Genomic DNA, 15,884 nt, shown 5'->3' with positions numbered 1-15,884 from the left:
CTGGCATTGGCCGCGGGGCGGGGTGAATCACCAGAGCATCGCGACGAGGTGGGCGAACACGTCCTCGGGATCGTTGTCGAGACCCCGCCGGGTGAACCACGTCGAGACGTTGACGACGTCCCGGTAGAGGAAGTCGAGCCCCTGCGGGTTCGCTGCGACGTCGACGATCTGCGGCAGGTCGATGACGACGACGCGGCCTTGGTGGTCGAGCAGGTTGTACGGCGAGAGGTCGCCGTGCGCGAACCCGGCATGCGCGAACGCCTCGAGGATGCCGACGACCTGATCGAAGGCGTCCCGCAGCTCCTCAGCGTGCAGACGGCTCTGTGCCAGGCGCGGCGCGGCGACCCGCTCGTCGCCGATGAACTCCATGAGCACCTCGGTATCGCTCACCTGCACGGGGTACGGCACCGGAACCCCCGCGCCCCACGCACGGCACAGCGCGTCGAACTCACTGACGGCCCAATGCGCCGCGGCCACCGAGCGTCCGTACGCCGACTTGCGGGTGACGGCGCGCGCGTCGCGGGTGTTGCGCATCGTGCGCCCCTCCTCGTAGCTGCCCGAACGATGGAAGTCGCTGTGATGTGAGTTGCGGTAGCGCTTGGCGGCCAGGAGCACGCCGGCGGTGCCGGGCACCGCGCGCTCGATGAGATGCACATCGGCTTCCTTACCGGTCTTGACGACGCCCAGCTCGGTGTCGAACGCGCCAGACGCGGTGATGACCCAGTCCGGATGCGGCAGCGGGCCACGCTGGGAGGGCGGAGATGCCGGCCACGTGGACCAGCGCTGATCGGGGCCGGGTTCGAGACCCGGCGAGAGAAGGGATGCGGACGCGTCGAGGCGTTCGGATGACATCGGTGGGACACTCCAGGACTGGAGGCCGCCGCCGGGTCAACGCGTGCGGGCGACCTCGCGGAAGGGGATATGTATGCGAGGCATGACGAAGACAGCCATCGTTGGTCCTCCCTCCGGTCCAGGATGCGGCGCGTGAGCCGGCACCGACTGCGCGCAACTCTAGCCCACGCGCGCGGTGCGCGTCACCTGAGATGATCAGCGCACGCGTAGGCGGAAGCATCCGTCCCCTCGCCTACTCACAGAACGCGGCGACGGCCGTGGCTGCGTCGCCACGGCCGTCGCCGCTCCTCAGTTCGGATGGATCATTGGCTGCCGACGGGATCTCCGTTGTCGATGGTCAGGGCCGTCGTCTCCTCGCAGCTCACGCCGATGCTTCGCTGCGCACCGTTGGTGCTCGTGTAGCTGATCTCCCACGAGTACACGCCGCTCGCCGAGACGGCCGTCGTGTTGTCTGTGGTGACGGTCTGGCCGTTGGGGCCGGGAACCGCGAGGTCATCGCTGTAGATCGGCGAAGCAGCGTGGCTGCACGTGCCGTTCGGGTAGAGCGCGATGTGCACCGTGCCCGTCATCGGCCCGCCGGCCGGCGCCGACAGGGTGACCGAGTCGTTCGGCACCCACGTCTGCACGCTCGACAGCGTCGATGCCACCGTGGTCACTGTGACGTCCTCGCCGCCGTCGGTGCAGTCCTCGTTGTGGGTCTCGCCGAGAGTGTTCGGCGAGCTGCCGCTGTATGTCGCAACCCAGTGGTACGTGCCCGCGACCGTCGGCGTGACCGTCGGCGAGTCGTAGTCGCCGTCGCCGCTCACAGTCACCGCCGAGGTCGTCTGCACGAGCGGGCCACAGCCCGTGGTGCTCGGGCCGTAGAGCGAGAACGTGATCGTGCCTCCCGCGGGTGCACCCGGGTCCGGCTCGTCACCTGTGCGGATGATCGGGTCGAGCGGCTGGGCGGTCGTCCCGTCGAGGGTCGCCGTGTCCATCACAGTGCCGCCGAGCACGACGTCCGCGCTCGCATCGGTCGTGAGCGTCGGCTGAACCGGATTCACGGTGAAGCACTCAGTTGCACGCGCATCGCTCGAGCCCGAGACGCCTGTGCCTTCGACCGGCGTGTACTCCGCGCGCCAGCAGTAGCGGCCGGCGGCCGTCACCCAGGCGGTCGGCGAGACGACTGTCACCGGATAGGTCTCGCCGGTGAGGTCGGTCGATCCGACGTCGGTTCCACCCGCTGTGCAGAGTCCGGGGGCGTCCACCTTGCAGAGGTGGAACTGGACCGAGCCGCCCACGGCGGTCGTCCCTCCGGTGAGGTCCACGACAGCCGAATCCTTCACGCCGACCACCCCTGTGCCGATCGAGAGACCCCCGGCGGGGATGTTCTCGCCGGCAGCGGTCTTGGGCATGGTCTCCGTCGTCGACTCGCAGCTGCCGAACGCGGGCGCGGGCGCCAGGATGGTGTCCTTATAGTCGGCCGTGTCGGAGTTGCCCGTCACGGTGCTCGGGATCACGTTCGCGATCGTGAGGCACTGCTGCACCCCGCCGAACACGGTGTCGGTCAGGTTGATGGCCGCCTCGCCCTTGAACTTGTCGGGGCTGTACGCGGCTTGCGAGACGGTCGCGTTGAGCGGGATCGCAGCGCCGAGCGTCAGATTCGGCGCTGTTCCGCTCCAGATACGCAGCGACAGCGCGGTGCTCCCGCCCTGCTGGTCCCAGAGGATCATGAAGTCGCCGGGCACGGTCGGCGGGCCTGCGGATCCGCCCTGACGATTCACCCACGGGTTGCAGTTCGCAATCAGCTGATTGTTGGTCTCCGTCTCGTACGCGCAGCCGGCCGGCGGCTCGTTCTGCATGAACTCGAAGGCGATGAACCCGCTGCCGTTGGCGGAATCGCGCTCCCACGCGAAGTAGAGCCAGTCGTCGCCCGCCGCGTCCTTGGTGGCGTCGACCCACGCACGCCTCAGGTCGACCTGAGCGTTCGGGTTGGTCTCGCCGAGCGTCGGCAGCGCGTCGTTGTGGATGACGCCGATCTTCGTCGTACTGGAGTTGAGCGGTCCGAGCTCCTTGATGTTGCCGAATGGATCCTCGATCGATTCCATGACCGGATCCGTCACATCGGGAATGACGATCCCATCGATCTCCCACGGGCCGTCCGCCGCGGTGGCTGCGGACGCTCCCCCCAGAACGAAGGCTGCCACCAGACAGCCCGTGATGCCGGCGGCGATCGACCGCCGCCGAGTGTTCCTGGACATAGTGCTCCCCTTTCCCCAGGGCCCTGCGGGCCCTAGGCTATGAACCGCGTGGGGAGGCGACCATCGGGTGAATCACACGGGGGTTCCGGGGGAATTCCCTAAGGTGGTCGCTCGGCGGGAGGGCGCGCGATTCGGGGAGGAATCGTGAGCACAGATGAGGCATACGCCCTGGTGGTCGCCGGTGACCATGTCAGGGCCGATTACGTGACGCTGCTCGGCCGTCTCGGACTGCGGTCGATGGCCTTCGCGAGAGCGACGGATGCTGCGGCCACACTGAACGGCACCGCCCCGGATGTGGCGATCCTCGAGGTGGAGGACGGCGGGTGCAGCTTCCTCAGAGAGCTGCGGGATCGTTACGGACACGACATGCCCGCTGTTCTCGTGTCGGCGGATCGGACGACGCCCGCCGATGTCGTCGCCGGCCTGCTGGTCGGCGCCGACGACTACGCGGCCGAGTCGATGGACGCCGAGGAGTTCCTCGCCCGCGTGAGACGCCTCATCGAGCGCACCCGACCCTCGCGAGGTGCGACCGCGGACTTACGGCGCCTGTCGTCGCTGACCCCGCGCGAGCGCCAGGTGCTGTCACTCACCACAGAGGGGATGACGCAGAAGCAGGTGGCGACCGAGATGGGCATCAGCATCAAGACGGTCGGCGCGCACATGCAGAACCTGCTCGGCAAGCTCGGCGTTCATTCGCGCATGGAAGCGGTGGCGCTCGCCGCCCGCGCGGCGGCACCGTGACACACCCTCGGCGGCACCGCGCCTCACCGTAGTGCGGTGCGGCTCGTGGCTGTGGCCTCGAGGCCGACGCCGTCAGGAACGAAGACCGTGACGATGGGCGGATGCCACTGCCCGGCGACCGTCACCCGCGCCGAGACGCCGTCGGGAGTCGACGCCGCGACGAGACGAGCGTCGCGACCGACGGCGGTCATCATCGCCTCCGCCTCCCGGCGCACGCCGGCGTCGGTGAGCGTGGCCACCGGCTCGCCGCCGACCACCGTCAGGTCGAACGCGTCCGCAGCGGCAAGGGCCGCGGCATCCGCGACCGCATCGAGCTGCTTCTGCGCGAGATAGAGGCTCGTTGCGGCCGTGCAGACCAGGATGACCGCGATCGCCAGCACTGCGTAGCCCAGGGTGAGGATGAGCACGCTGCCCTCGTCGTCGGCCGCCTGCTGCTCGCGGCGCGCGGCGAGGGCGCGCACGCGGGCGATCACCGCTCGCTCCAGAAGCGCGAGACCTTGTGCGCGGCCGACGCCTCGATCGGGACCGCGGCGATGCGGTCGAGTTCGAGGACGGGCGGAACGAGCGGCAGAGTGACGCTGGTGCGAACACTCACGTGAAGCGTCGCGCCGGCCCGCGGGCACGCGGCGCCTGCTGGCGCGCATGTGAGGGAGAGGTCGACGTCGTCGAGCCCGTACTCCTCCGACACCGCCACCAGCACCGCGTCGGCCCGGGCTCGCGCGTCAGCGGCGTCGGTCGCCGTCGACACGGCACGCGCGACATGGCGCGCCGCGGCCTCGGCACCGAGGCTCTGCCCCTGGACGAGCCCGAGCGCGACGACGAGGTAGACGAGGGGCACCAGGAGGAGAAGGCCGACCAGGATGAACTCCAGAGCGGCCGAGCCGCGGTCGTCGCCGAGCGGGTCTTCCGTAGCGGTGTCAGTCGAACGATTCGACAGGAGCATGTGCCATCACCTCCAGCCCGCGCGGAGCGCCGAGCAGGCCGACCAACGGGAGCGTCGCCTGAACGCGGACCTCGACGGTCGGCTGGCCGAGGGCCCCCGTCTCATGCACGGTGACATCTGTGATGTACTCGGCGCCGATCGTGCGGCCCACGATGTCACGCGTGCGCTGAGCCCCTTCGGCGAGCGTCGTGTCGGCGAGGGCCGCGTGATACGCGCCCTCGACGGCGGCGTCGTGGACCACGTTGCGGACGTACACCGCGAGGCCGAACTGCAGCACGCCCAGCGTGAGGACGGTGAGCAGTGCACCGACGAGGACGAACTCGACGGGGCTCGCCCCGGCCTCGTCGCGGAGGTTCGCGGCGAGCCCGGCCCGCACGCCCGCCGCCGCACGTGCCAGGACGACGCGCACGGGGTCAGAGCCCGGAGACGCGGCTGATCGCCTGCTCGAAGAGGTCGGCCAGCGCAGGACCGGCCATCGCCCAGATCACGACGACGAGCCCCGCGGTCATCAGGGTGATCAGCACCCAGCCGGGCACGTCGCCCCGCTCGTCGTCGGTGAGGTCGCGCGCCGCCGCGTGAAGGCGAGCCGTGAGGCGCAGCATCCGTGCTTTCATCATTTCTCCTTCCGGCGTCAGCCGAGTCCGAGTCGAAGCATGAAGATCCCCGGGAAGACCGCGAACAGCACGCTGAGGGGCAGAATCAGGAAGACCAGCGGAAAGAGCATGTAGATCTCCTTCCGGCCCGCGCGCTCGATGAGCGTCCGTTTGGCGTCCTCACGGGCGTCGATAGCCTGCGCCTGCAGCACGTGCGCGAGCGGGGCGCCGCGCTCGATCGCCGCCACCAGCTGGTCGACCGCGCGGGTGAGCGCAGGGATCTCGAGACCTGCCGCGAGCCGCGTGAGCGATTCCGACAGCGGTGAGCCGGTGCCCACCGCCACCACGACGCCGCGCAGCTCCGCGGTGAGCTCCCCCGCGCCGACATCGCTGACACGACGCAGCGAGTCGAGGATCCCCTCGCCTGCCGACAGGCACAGAGCGAGGAACTCGAGCACGGTCGGCAGCTCTTCCTCGATGCGCGCGGCTCGCGCCCGTGCCGCGCGCGTGAGCCAGGCGTCGTACGCGAGCGCTGCGGCCATGGCGGCGACCGTTGGGAGCAGCCCGAGAACGGCCGACCCGCGGCCGGCGAGCACGAGCACGACGACGACTCCCCCGCCGACCGCGAGACCCGCGATCGCCACCGCGAGCTGCCTTCCGCGGAATCGCGCCGGGTCGATCGTCCACGCGGCCTGATGCAGGCGCCGGGCGAGAACCGCATCGCCACCCGCGAGCCGGGCGAGGCGCCGCTGCGCGAATTTCGACCACGCGAACGCGGAACTCCCGCCGCGGGGGGCGGCCACGTCGAGGCCCCGGGGATCGGTGACGTCGCGGATGTAGGGTGCGATCCGTCGCGCGAGGCTGGGCGCGCCCCACCGCGGCGCGAGCGAGATCAGCAGGCAGGCCCCGACACCCAGTGCCGTGCCGAGCACGACGGCGTACGCGACGTCGCCCATCGCGAACCCGATCACCCGAACCACCGCCGGGGTTCAGGGAGGCGTCCGAGCCGGATCATGAGCCGGTACGCGACGAGCGAGACTGCGGCGCCGACGAGGATGAGCGCCATGCCGCCCGGGCTGCCGTAGGCGCGCGCACCCTCCGGTCGCATCGCGAGCATCGCGAGGATCACCCACGGCGCAACCACGCCGAGCACCGCCGCGCCCCGGATCCATGACTGCCGCGATTCCACCTCGGCCCGCAGCGCGGCGTCCGCGCGCACGGACGACGCGAGTGCCCGGAGCACGGTCGTGAGCTCCGTGCCGCCGACCTGTCGCGCCATCCGCAGCGTCTCGACGATGCGGTCGGCGACGGGGTCTGCGAGGTTGGTCTTGAGTCGCCGGATGCTCGAATCGAAATGCCCCGACGCCGCCAGGTCGCGTGCGAAGGCCGCGAACGCCGGTCGCAGCTGCGCAGGTGCGGAGTCAGCGAGGCTGGCAACGGCGTCGGGCAGCGACATCCCCGCCCGCACGGAGGCGATGAGCAGATCGCACACGTCGGGCCAGAGTCCGCGGCGCGTGCGCAGGAGCTTGGAACGGCGAGCCCGCAGCCAGGTGAACGGTGCGAGCGCACCGGCGACGGCGGCGACGAGGGCGAGGGCGGCGACCGGAGCGATCAGCCACGCCACCGCAGCGGCCACCGCGCCTGACACGCCTGCGATCACGACGATCGCCGGTACCGAGACGCGCGCCATTCCGGCGTCTTCGAGCAGGCGCGCGATCCGTCCGCGCCGTGCCGCACCAGGGCGGCGGGATCCCGCGGGCCACAGCCACGGCGAGAGGATCAGCAGCAGCCCTGCGGCGAGCACCGCGCCCCACAGGAAGGTCACGGGGCGACCGCCCGATACAAGGTGTGCGCGGTGATGACGCCGTCGGCGACTCCGGTCGGTGCGACGATCTCGGTCACCCGCCGCACTCCGCTCGCGTCGCGCTCGCAATGCGCGACGAGATCGACGGATGCTGCCACCGCCGGCTGCACGAAGGTCGCGTCGATGTTGCGCCCTGCCAGCAGCGGCAGCGCGGCGAGCTTGCCCAGCGCCTCTCGCGCCGAGTTGGCGTGGATCGTCGCCGCCCCCGGAACTCCGGTGTTGAGGGCCAGCAGCAGGTCGAGCGCCTCGGCGTCGCGCACCTCGCCGACGACCAGGCGGTCGGGACGCATGCGCAGCGCCTCCTTCACCAGGCGCCGCAGCGTCACCTCGCCGGTGCCTTCGAGGCTCGGCTGCCGACCCTGGAGGGCGACCAGGTCCGGGGCGGCGACGGCGAGTTCGAACGTCTCCTCGACCGTCACGATGCGGTGCTCCGGTGGGCACGCCGCGATCAGAGCGCCGAGCAGAGTGGTCTTGCCCGCGTGCGTCGCTCCGGAGACCAGCACCGACTTCCCCGCGACCATGGCATCGCGCAGCAGGGTCGCGGCCTCCGGTGCGATCGAGCCGGCGGCGACCAGCCGCCCGAGGTCGCGGTACGCGGGGAGGAACTTGCGGATGTTGACCGCCCAGTGCCGCCGGGTGATGTCGGGGATGACGACGTGCAGCCGGCTGCCGTCTGGGAGCGAGGCGTCGACGAAGGGCTGGCTCAGATCGACACGGCGGCCGCTGGACTGCAGCATCCGTTCAACCAGATCGCGGACCGCGGTGTCCGTCAGCATGAGCGGCGTACGCTCGGGCACGCCGCTTCGCGCCACGAAGATGCGGTCGGGAGCGTTGATCCACACCTCCTCGACCGTCGGATCATCGAGGTACGCCTGCAGCGGACCGAAACCCGACACCGCGGCGAGCACCTCCCGGACGCACGCGGTCTCGTCGTCGACGGGCGCGAGCCCGCGCGCCAGCGCGAAGTCGTTGTGACGGCGCACCTCCGCGCGCGCGATCTGGGCGGCGAACTCGGGATCGCGGGAGGGGTCCGAGCGCTCCGCCCGGAGGCGCTCGCGCACGCGTTCCGCCACGACGGTCGCGACGGGAGCGGCGGGGGAAGTCACGTCAGCATCCTCCCAATTCGTCGCGGAACCAGCCGAAAGTTATCCACAGATGCGCGGGGCGCCGGCGGCAGGCAGGATGGAGGAACCGACGAAAGGACGATGATGACGAAGACGGAGATGACCCCGGCGGCGAAGGCGGGACTCGGCGTGCTCGGCATCGTGCAGGTCGCGTTCGCGTTCCTCGCGTTCTGGGATCTGGCTCACCGCGACGCCGACGAGGTGCGCGGGCCCAAGGCCGCGTGGATCCCCGCGATCCTCGTGAACTGGATCGGCCCCGCGAGCTACTTCCTGTTCGGCATCCGCCGCTGACCCACCGGCCGGAACGGGGGCCAGCCCCACCGCCGACCCCTCCTCGCCTCAGTAGACTGAGAGCCTCGCGGGAGTGGTGAAATTGGCAGACACGCAGGATTTAGGTTCCTGTGCCTCCGGGCGTGTGGGTTCAAGTCCCACCTTCCGCACGCGAGTTCTCGCATCCTCCGCCGACTGACGACGGGACGACCATCGTGCACGCTGTTCCCACCGCCCTGATCCCTTGGCTCGATCCCGCCGCCATCATCGGATGGGCCGGCCCCTGGGCCCTCGTCGTGGTGTGCTTCATCGTGTTCGCCGAGACCGGCCTGCTCGTCGGCTTCCTGCTTCCCGGCGACACGCTGCTCGTCATCTCGGGTCTGCTGTCGCACCCTCAGCCGTACGCCCCGCACGGTGTGTTCGGACTCAGCGTCTGGTGGGTGGCGCTGCTCATCGGACTCGCCGCGTTCATCGGCGGCGAGGTCGGCTACTACATCGGCCACAAGGGCGGCCCGGCGGTCTTCGAGAAGAAGGAGTCGGGGCTCTTCAGCGTCAAGAACGTCGAGCGCACCAACGCGTTCTTCGAGCGCTTCGGCGGTCTGACGATCATCCTCGCCCGCTTCGTGCCGATCGTCCGCACGTTCGCACCCGTCGCCGCCGGCGTCGGCCACATGAACAAGTGGAAGTACACGCTCTACAACTTCATCGGGGCCGTCCTCTGGGGCTTCGGTCTCACGATGTTCGGGTACGCCATCGGCTTCATCCCGCCGGTCGCCGAGTTCGTCGAGAACTACATCGACCTGATCCTCCTCGCTGCGGTGGGCGGCACTGCCGTTGTGACGCTGTGGCACTACCTCCGCGAGCGCAGCAAGGCCAAGAAGGCCGCGGCCGCTGGCGAGGACGTCGTCACCGACCACAGTGAGGCGGAGGCCCTCGTGCTCGACCCCGAGGTGTTCGAGCGGGGTCCCGAGCACGGGGACACGCCCAAGGCCTGAGCCGAGCGGCGTTCAGCGGATCAGGACGCCTTCTTCTTCTTCGCGGCGGGCTTCTTGGCGGGTGCCTTCGCGTCGGTCTTCGCCGATGCGGCGGCAGTCGTCTTCTCGGATCCCCCCTTTGCGCTGCCCTCGCGGGCTGCTCGCGATTTCTCCACACTGGCGCGGAGCGCTGCCATGAGGTCGATGACCTCGCCGCCGGCCTCCTCCTGCTCCTGCTCGCCGAACGTCTCGGCGGTGTCGACCGCGTCGCCCTTCTCGAGCTTCGCCTCGATGAGGGTGCGCAGCTCCTCCTGGTACTCGTCCTTGAACTCCTCGGGATCGAAGTCGCTCGAGAAGCTCTCGACGAGGGATGCGGACAGCTCGAGCTCCTTCGCCGAGATCCGCACCGTCTCGTCGAGGGCCGGGAAGGCCGCCTCGCGGACTTCATCGGACCACAGCAGGGTCTGCAGCACGAGCACGTCATCACGTACGCGCAGCGCGGCGAGCCGCGTCTTCTGCCGCAGCGAGAAGCGCACGATCGCCGTGCGGTCGGTCTGCTCGAGCGTCTTGCGCAGCAGCACGTAAGCCTTCGGCGAGCTGGAGTCGGGTTCGAGGTAGTACGCCCGGTCGAGGGTGAGCAGATCGATCTGCTCGCTCGGCACGAACTCGACGACATCGATCTCTCGACTGCGCTCCGCCGGCAGCGACTCCAGGTCCTCCTTGGTCAGGACCACCGTCTTCTCGCCGTCGTCGTAGGCCTTGTCGATGTCGGAGTACGGCACGACCTCGCCATCGATCTCGCAGATCCGCTGGTAACGGATGCGGCCGCCGTCCTTGTTGTGCACCTGGTGCAGCGAGACGTCGTGGTCTTCGGTCGCCGAGTACACCTTCACCGGCACGTTGACGAGCCCGAACGTCAGTGCACCCTTCCAGATCGCTCTCACCCCACCAGTGAACACCAGGGCGCCGACGCGCGGCCACCCCTTGCGTGGCGCGGCCCCGATACTCTGAGCCCATGGCGGGCGACGAGCAGCTGGTGCGCATCGGCGGCCGCCGCCTGCGCATCACGAACCTCGAGAAGGTGCTCTACCCCGAGACCGGCACCACCAAGGGCGAGGTCATCGACTACTACTCGCGTATCGCCGAGGCGCTGATCCCCCATGTGGTCGGGCGCCCCGTCACACGCAAGAGGTGGCCCGACGGCGTCGGCACCGCGGACGACCCCGGCATGGTCTTCTTCGCGAAGGACCTCGAGCGCGGTGCGCCTTCGTGGGTGCGGCGGATGCCCATCCCCCACTCCACCGGAACGAAGGAGTACCCGCTGGTCGCCGACGTGCCGACGCTCGTCTACCTCGCGCAGGTTGCGAGCCTCGAGCTGCACGTACCCCAGTGGCGCTTCGATGCGGCAGGTGGCCGCGGTCCCGCCGATCGGCTCGTCCTCGACCTGGATCCCGGCCCGGGTGCGGGCCTCGCCGAGTGCGCGGAGGTGGCCGGCTGGGCGCGCGAGATCCTCCTCGACATGGGGTTGGAGCCGTACCCGGTCACCAGCGGCAGCAAGGGCATCCATCTGTACACCGCGCTGCCGCCGGGGCAGTCGACGGAGCAGGCCTCGGCGCTCGCGAACGAGCTCGCGCGGGCGATCGAGGCCGACCACAAGGACCTCGTCGTCAGCAGCATGAAGAAGGCCGAGCGCCACGGGAAAGTGCTCATCGACTGGAGCCAGAACAACGGATCGAAGACGACGATCGCGCCCTATTCGCTGCGCGGTCGCCCGCACCCGACCGTGGCCGCCCCGCGCACGTGGGACGAACTCGACGATCCGGGGCTGCGCCACCTGGAGTTCACCGAGGTGCTCGATCGCGTCGAGGCGATCGGCGACCCGATGGCCGCGCTCGGCTTCCACGCCGGCGGTCGCGAGGCGGAGTCCGGCCCTCTGTCGGCGTACATCTCCAAGCGCAGCGCCGACCGCACGCCGGAGCCGGTGCCGGCGAACCCCCTCGGGGCCACGCCCCACGGGGAGCTCCCCCGATTCGTCATCCAGGAGCACCACGCGACCGCGCTGCACTGGGACTTCCGGCTCGAGCACGACGGTGTGCTGGTGAGCTGGGCCGTGCCGCGGGGCGTGCCCCACTCCTCCCGGCGCAACAACCTCGCGATCATGACCGAGGACCATCCCCTGGAGTACGCCACTTTCGAAGGCACGATCCCGGCGGGTGAATACGGCGGCGGAACCGTGACCATCTGGGACGACGGCCGCTACGAACTCGAGAAATGGCGCGACGACGAGGTCATCGCGACCTTGGAGGGCCGCCCCGGCGGCCCCCTCGGTCGTGTGCGACTCGCACTCATCCGCACGGCGGGCGAGGGTGAGAAGTCCAGCTGGCTCCTGCATCGCATGAAGACGGATGCTGCGGGCCGCCCGCAGCCGGAGGGCATCGTGGTCGAGCCCAGCCCGCAGGCCGACGCCCCTCGCGGAGCGGCCGCTCGCAGCGGCCGCGGTCGACGTGGTGCGCACGACAAGCAGGAGGAACCGCCGGAGCCGTCCCCGAGATCAGGAGATCTGACGGGCGCAGGACAATCCCGCCCGGATCGCCCCGCGCCCGCGAGATCTCCGGATCTCGCGAAGGTGGCGAAGCCCGTCCCCGGCTCCCCTCTGAGCCTCGAGTCGCTTCGGCCGATGCTGGCCTCGAGTGCGACGCCGGCGCAGGCGCGTACGGCAGCGCGCGGATGGGCCGAGCGTGACGTCGAGGGCGTCATGTGGGTCGAGATGAAGTGGGACGGCATCCGGGCCGTCGGCGCCTGGGATGGCGAGCGCCTGAGGCTGTTCGCGCGCAGCGGCAACGAGGTCACGCACCGGTACCCCGAGCTCACGGCCGCCGACGCGGGGTTCGGCCCCGAGCCGTGTGTCGTGGACGGTGAGCTCGTCGCCCTGGAGCCCGACGGTCGGCCGAGCTTCCCGTTGCTGCAGACGCGGATGAATCTCGAGCGGGTGGGCGACATCGCGCGAGAAGCCCGGCGCACCCCGGTGCGTTACTACCTTTTCGATGTCCTCGCCCACGGCGGCGACGACCTCGCCGACCTTCCGTTGCGCGAACGCCGGGATGTGCTGGAGGCGGTGGCGGCGGCATCCGCGGATCCCGTTGCCGTGCCCCCGGTGTTCGACGACGTCGACGCGGCGCTCGAGACCAGTGAGAGGCTGCGGCTCGAGGGGATCGTCGTCAAGGATCCCGGCTCACGCTATCTCCGCGGAGGTCGGTCGGATGCCTGGCTCAAGGTGAAGCTCACGCGCACGCAGGAGGTGGTGATCGCGGGCATCCGCCCGGGCAAGGGGGGCCGCAGCACCACCTTCGGCTCGCTGCTGCTCGGCATTCCCGATGACGAGGGGCTGCGCTACGCCGGCCGGGTCGGCACGGGCTTCAGCGACTCGACCCTGAAGATGCTCATGAAGAAGCTGGTGCCGCTGCGTACCGGCGAGAATCCCCTGGTGGGCGTGCCGGCGCTGGACGCGCGGGACGCGCTGTGGGTGCGGCCCGATCTCGTCGGCGAGGTCGAGTACGGCGAGTTCACCCCCGGCGGCATCCTGCGCCACCCCCGCTGGCGCGGTCTGCGTCCCGACAAGTCGCCCGCCGACGTCCGCCGCGAGGTCTGACCCTAGGCGTGGGCTTCATGCTCGACGTGTCCGGCGGGCTCGAGCTGGAAGGTCGAGTGCTCCACGTCGAAGTGGTCCGACAGGCACGACTGCAGCGTGCGGAGGATGCCGCCCGCCCGCCCGTCGGCGAGCGCCACGCCGTCCACCACGACGTGCGCGGTGAACACGGGCGCTCCCCGGGTGAGCTGCCAGACGTGCACGTCGTGCACGTCGACGACCCCCGGCGTGGCGAGGATGTGCTCGCGGATCTCCCGCACGTGCGTGCCCTTCGGCGCCGACTCGGCCAGCACGGACCCGACCTCGCGCAGCAGGCCGACCGCGCGCGGGATGATCATCGCGGCGATGAACAGCGAGGCGATGGCGTCGGCCTGGTACCAGCCGGTCGTGACGATGGTGATCGCGGCGATGATCACCGCCGCCGAGCCGATGAGGTCACCGAGCACTTCGAGGTACGCGCCGCGCACGTTGATGCTGCGCCGCTGCGCGGAGCTCAGAAGCCACATCGCCACACCGTTGGCCACCAGGCCGACGATCGCGACGATCAGCATGAGCGTGCCCGCGACCTCGGTCGTCCCCGGGTTCAGCAGGCGCGAGATGCTCTCGAACGCGACCCATACCGACAGTCCGATCAGGATCGCGCCGTTGATCAGGGCGCCGAACACCTCGGCGCGCTGGTAGCCGAAGGTGCGGCGGTCGTTCGCCGGACGGGCCGCGACGGTGCTCGCGATGAGGGCGATCACGAGGGCCGCAGCATCCGTGAACATATGCGCCGCGTCGGCGAGGAGCGCGAGGGATCCCGACAGCGCCGCCCCGGCGATCTGCACCACCATGACGGAGGCCGTGATCGCGAGCGAGATCGCGAGCAGGCGGCGGTTGCCCGCCCCTCGGATCCCGGTCGGCGCGTGGTCGTGCATGACCCCAGGCTAAGCCCGGCGCGGTGGTGGACAGGGGCGTCCGGCGTAGTCGGGAATGAGTCTGGTTCTCACCTTCCGACCGCCCAGCTGATAGCGTCGCGCCGTGAAGGGTGGCGGCGACGCAGTGACCGACCGCCCCTGGCGACGCCCTGGAGCGTGGGCCTATGCCCGCCATCGTGTGGCGCGTGCGGTGAGTCCTCCCGTCATCGTCGCCCCGATCGGCACCGACGTGCGGATTCAGCGCGATGTCGAGGTGCCGATGCGAGACGGCACCCTCCTGAGAGCGAACATCTACCTGCCGGTGTCCGGCACCCCCGTGCCGGCGATCCTCTGCGCCCACCCGTACGGCAAGGACGCGCTTCCCAGGCGCGCGCGCCGCGGTTACCGCATCAATCCGCAGTTCCGTATCCTGCGCCAGACGGCCCCCGTCCACATCTCCGACGAGACCAGCTGGGAAGCGCCGGATCCGGCGTGGTGGGTGCCGCAGGGGTACGCCGTGGTCAATCTCGACGTACGCGGCGCCGGCCGCTCGGACGGCGTGGGTTCGCTGATGAGCGACGCCGAGGCCGAAGACGTCTACGACGCGATCGAGTGGGTCGCCGGCCAGGACTGGTGCGACGGCGGGGTCGCGATGCTCGGCGTGTCATATCTGGCGATCTCGCAGTACAAGGCCGCTGCCCTGCGCCCGCCGCATCTGCGCGCAATCGTCCCCTGGGAGGGATTCACCGACGCGTACCGCGACTTCTTCTATCCCGGCGGGGTTCGGGAGATCGGATTCTCGCGACTGTGGACGACGCTCGTCCGCCGCGCCGCACGGATGACGCCGGATCTGGGCCGAGAGGCGGCGGCGCGTCCTGACGACGATGCGTGGTGGCGTTCGCTGGCACCCGACCTGGGCCGGATCGAGACGCCGATGCTCATCTGCGGCAGCTTCTCCGACGCCGACCTGCACTCACGCGGCAGTTTCCGCGCCTTCGGGCGGGCCGCGTCGCCCGACCGGCACCTGTTCACCCATCGCACCGGCAAATGGGCGGCGTTCTACGGCGATGAGGGCAAGGCTGTGCAGCGCGCCTTCCTCGACACGCACCTGAAGGATGCCCCGCCCGCACTGCCGCGCGTGCGGCTGGAGGTACGCGAGCGCGGCGACCTCGTCCACGCCGTCCGCGATGAGGAGCGGTGGCCGCCGGCGACCCGCCCGCTGCTGCTCCACCTCGCCGACGGCGGCCTCCTGTCGTCATCGCCCAGGGGCGTCGGCGGTTCCGTGTCGATGGTCCGACGGCGACGCGCCGCGCGGTTCTCGTGGGTGTTCCACGGCGACACCGAGGTCACCGGCGGGGCCAGGGTACGGCTCTGGGTGAGCGCGGCCACCACCGGCTCGGTCTCGATCTTCGTCGGGCTCTCGAAGTGGAGCGGCGGACGATTCGTCCCGTTCGAAGGCTCGTACGGCTTCGGTCGAGATCTCGTCACGACGGGTCTTCGCCGAATCGAAGCACACCCCGCCCCGACGCAGGTCGAGATCGACTTCGCGCCGTCTGCGACCTTCTTCCGCGCCGGCGATGAACTGCGTCTCCACATCGCGGGCCGGCAGCTCTCCCCCCGGAACCCGCTGACGGGCGCGTTCCCCGCGCTCTACCGCGCAGGCGGGCGGGCCGGCTTCTCGCTGCACTCCGATTCTGGCCACCCACAGGTGCTGGAGCTGCCCGTGGTGGAACCGCGCTGA

The 15,884-nt window shown here is 70.4% G+C and carries 16 protein-coding genes and 1 tRNA gene; 6 read left to right on the top strand and 11 right to left on the bottom strand.

What is annotated here, in order from left to right:
• Positions 1 to 27: 27 nt before the first annotated feature.
• On the bottom strand, positions 28 to 852 hold the full coding sequence (locus JNB61_RS00375) for a serine protein kinase RIO (protein WP_220287192.1): 825 nt from the start codon (positions 850 to 852) through the stop codon (positions 28 to 30).
• Positions 853 to 1,154: 302 nt separating this feature from the next.
• Positions 1,155 to 3,092 carry a hemagglutinin gene (locus JNB61_RS00370; RefSeq protein ID WP_220338440.1) on the bottom strand — a complete coding sequence of 646 codons (1,938 nt, stop codon included), beginning with the start codon at positions 3,090 to 3,092 and terminating at the stop codon, positions 1,155 to 1,157.
• Between the two features lie 144 nt (positions 3,093 to 3,236).
• Here JNB61_RS00370 and JNB61_RS20430 point away from each other — a divergent pair, with 144 nt between their 5' ends.
• Entirely contained in the window at positions 3,237 to 3,833 is a 597-nt protein-coding gene (locus JNB61_RS20430) for a LuxR C-terminal-related transcriptional regulator (protein WP_159843484.1), read from the top strand.
• Positions 3,834 to 3,856: 23 nt separating this feature from the next.
• Here JNB61_RS20430 and JNB61_RS00360 read toward each other — a convergent pair whose 3' ends face one another.
• The 7 genes from JNB61_RS00360 to JNB61_RS00330 are packed head-to-tail and all read right to left on the bottom strand — an operon-like array spanning position 3,857 to position 8,339.
• Entirely contained in the window at positions 3,857 to 4,306 is a 450-nt protein-coding gene (locus JNB61_RS00360; RefSeq protein ID WP_308291170.1) for a pilus assembly protein TadG-related protein, read from the bottom strand.
• Complete coding sequence (locus JNB61_RS00355) at positions 4,303 to 4,776, bottom strand: TadE family protein (protein WP_220338439.1); 474 nt, start codon at positions 4,774 to 4,776, stop codon at positions 4,303 to 4,305. Before JNB61_RS00355 ends, JNB61_RS00360 begins: the two co-directional genes overlap by 4 nt.
• Entirely contained in the window at positions 4,751 to 5,185 is a 435-nt protein-coding gene (locus JNB61_RS00350; RefSeq protein ID WP_159843480.1) for a TadE/TadG family type IV pilus assembly protein, read from the bottom strand. The genes JNB61_RS00355 and JNB61_RS00350 overlap by 26 nt, the downstream gene beginning before the upstream one ends.
• Before the next feature lie 4 nt (positions 5,186 to 5,189).
• Positions 5,190 to 5,390 carry a hypothetical protein gene (locus JNB61_RS00345; RefSeq protein WP_220338438.1) on the bottom strand — a complete coding sequence of 67 codons (201 nt, stop codon included), beginning with the start codon at positions 5,388 to 5,390 and terminating at the stop codon, positions 5,190 to 5,192.
• A 17-nt stretch (positions 5,391 to 5,407) separates the two neighbouring features.
• Positions 5,408 to 6,325, bottom strand: coding sequence for a type II secretion system F family protein (locus JNB61_RS00340; protein WP_220338437.1), 918 nt, complete (start codon positions 6,323 to 6,325; stop codon positions 5,408 to 5,410).
• An 11-nt stretch (positions 6,326 to 6,336) separates the two neighbouring features.
• Complete coding sequence (locus JNB61_RS00335; protein WP_220338436.1) at positions 6,337 to 7,194, bottom strand: type II secretion system F family protein; 858 nt, start codon at positions 7,192 to 7,194, stop codon at positions 6,337 to 6,339.
• The gene (locus tag JNB61_RS00330) at positions 7,191 to 8,339 is read right to left on the bottom strand and encodes a CpaF family protein (protein WP_220338435.1); all 1,149 of its coding nucleotides are present in this window, start codon (positions 8,337 to 8,339) and stop codon (positions 7,191 to 7,193) included. The genes JNB61_RS00335 and JNB61_RS00330 overlap by 4 nt, the downstream gene beginning before the upstream one ends.
• Before the next feature lie 99 nt (positions 8,340 to 8,438).
• On the opposite strand from JNB61_RS00330, the gene JNB61_RS00325 reads away from it, so the two are divergent.
• The 3 genes from JNB61_RS00325 (at position 8,439) to JNB61_RS00315 (ending at position 9,622) form a co-directional block, all read left to right on the top strand.
• Positions 8,439 to 8,648 carry a PLDc N-terminal domain-containing protein gene (locus JNB61_RS00325; protein WP_159843470.1) on the top strand — a complete coding sequence of 70 codons (210 nt, stop codon included), beginning with the start codon at positions 8,439 to 8,441 and terminating at the stop codon, positions 8,646 to 8,648.
• A 67-nt stretch (positions 8,649 to 8,715) separates the two neighbouring features.
• Positions 8,716 to 8,797 (top strand) — tRNA-Leu (locus JNB61_RS00320).
• Positions 8,798 to 8,842: 45 nt separating this feature from the next.
• Positions 8,843 to 9,622, top strand: coding sequence for a DedA family protein (locus JNB61_RS00315; protein WP_159843468.1), 780 nt, complete (start codon positions 8,843 to 8,845; stop codon positions 9,620 to 9,622).
• Between the two features lie 20 nt (positions 9,623 to 9,642).
• Here JNB61_RS00315 and ku read toward each other — a convergent pair whose 3' ends face one another.
• On the bottom strand, positions 9,643 to 10,545 hold the full coding sequence (ku, locus tag JNB61_RS00310) for a non-homologous end joining protein Ku (RefSeq protein ID WP_159843466.1): 903 nt from the start codon (positions 10,543 to 10,545) through the stop codon (positions 9,643 to 9,645).
• A gap of 71 nt (positions 10,546 to 10,616) precedes the next feature.
• Between ku and JNB61_RS00305 the strand changes: the two genes are divergently transcribed.
• Positions 10,617 to 13,250 (top strand): ATP-dependent DNA ligase, encoded by a 2,634-nt coding sequence (locus JNB61_RS00305; RefSeq protein WP_220338434.1) that lies wholly within the window; start codon positions 10,617 to 10,619, stop codon positions 13,248 to 13,250.
• A 2-nt stretch (positions 13,251 to 13,252) separates the two neighbouring features.
• Here JNB61_RS00305 and JNB61_RS00300 read toward each other — a convergent pair whose 3' ends face one another.
• Complete coding sequence (locus tag JNB61_RS00300) at positions 13,253 to 14,164, bottom strand: cation diffusion facilitator family transporter (RefSeq protein WP_220287169.1); 912 nt, start codon at positions 14,162 to 14,164, stop codon at positions 13,253 to 13,255.
• A 190-nt stretch (positions 14,165 to 14,354) separates the two neighbouring features.
• Between JNB61_RS00300 and JNB61_RS00295 the strand changes: the two genes are divergently transcribed.
• Positions 14,355 to 15,884, top strand: coding sequence for a CocE/NonD family hydrolase (locus JNB61_RS00295; RefSeq protein ID WP_220338433.1), 1,530 nt, complete (start codon positions 14,355 to 14,357; stop codon positions 15,882 to 15,884).

Origin of the sequence: Microbacterium ureisolvens (genome assembly GCF_019511645.1) — a bacterium.
GTDB classification, from domain to species: Bacteria; Actinomycetota; Actinomycetes; order Actinomycetales; family Microbacteriaceae; genus Microbacterium; species Microbacterium ureisolvens_A.
The sequence above is the reverse complement of the archived record's forward strand: the minus strand, read 5'-3'. Positions and strand labels throughout refer to the sequence as shown.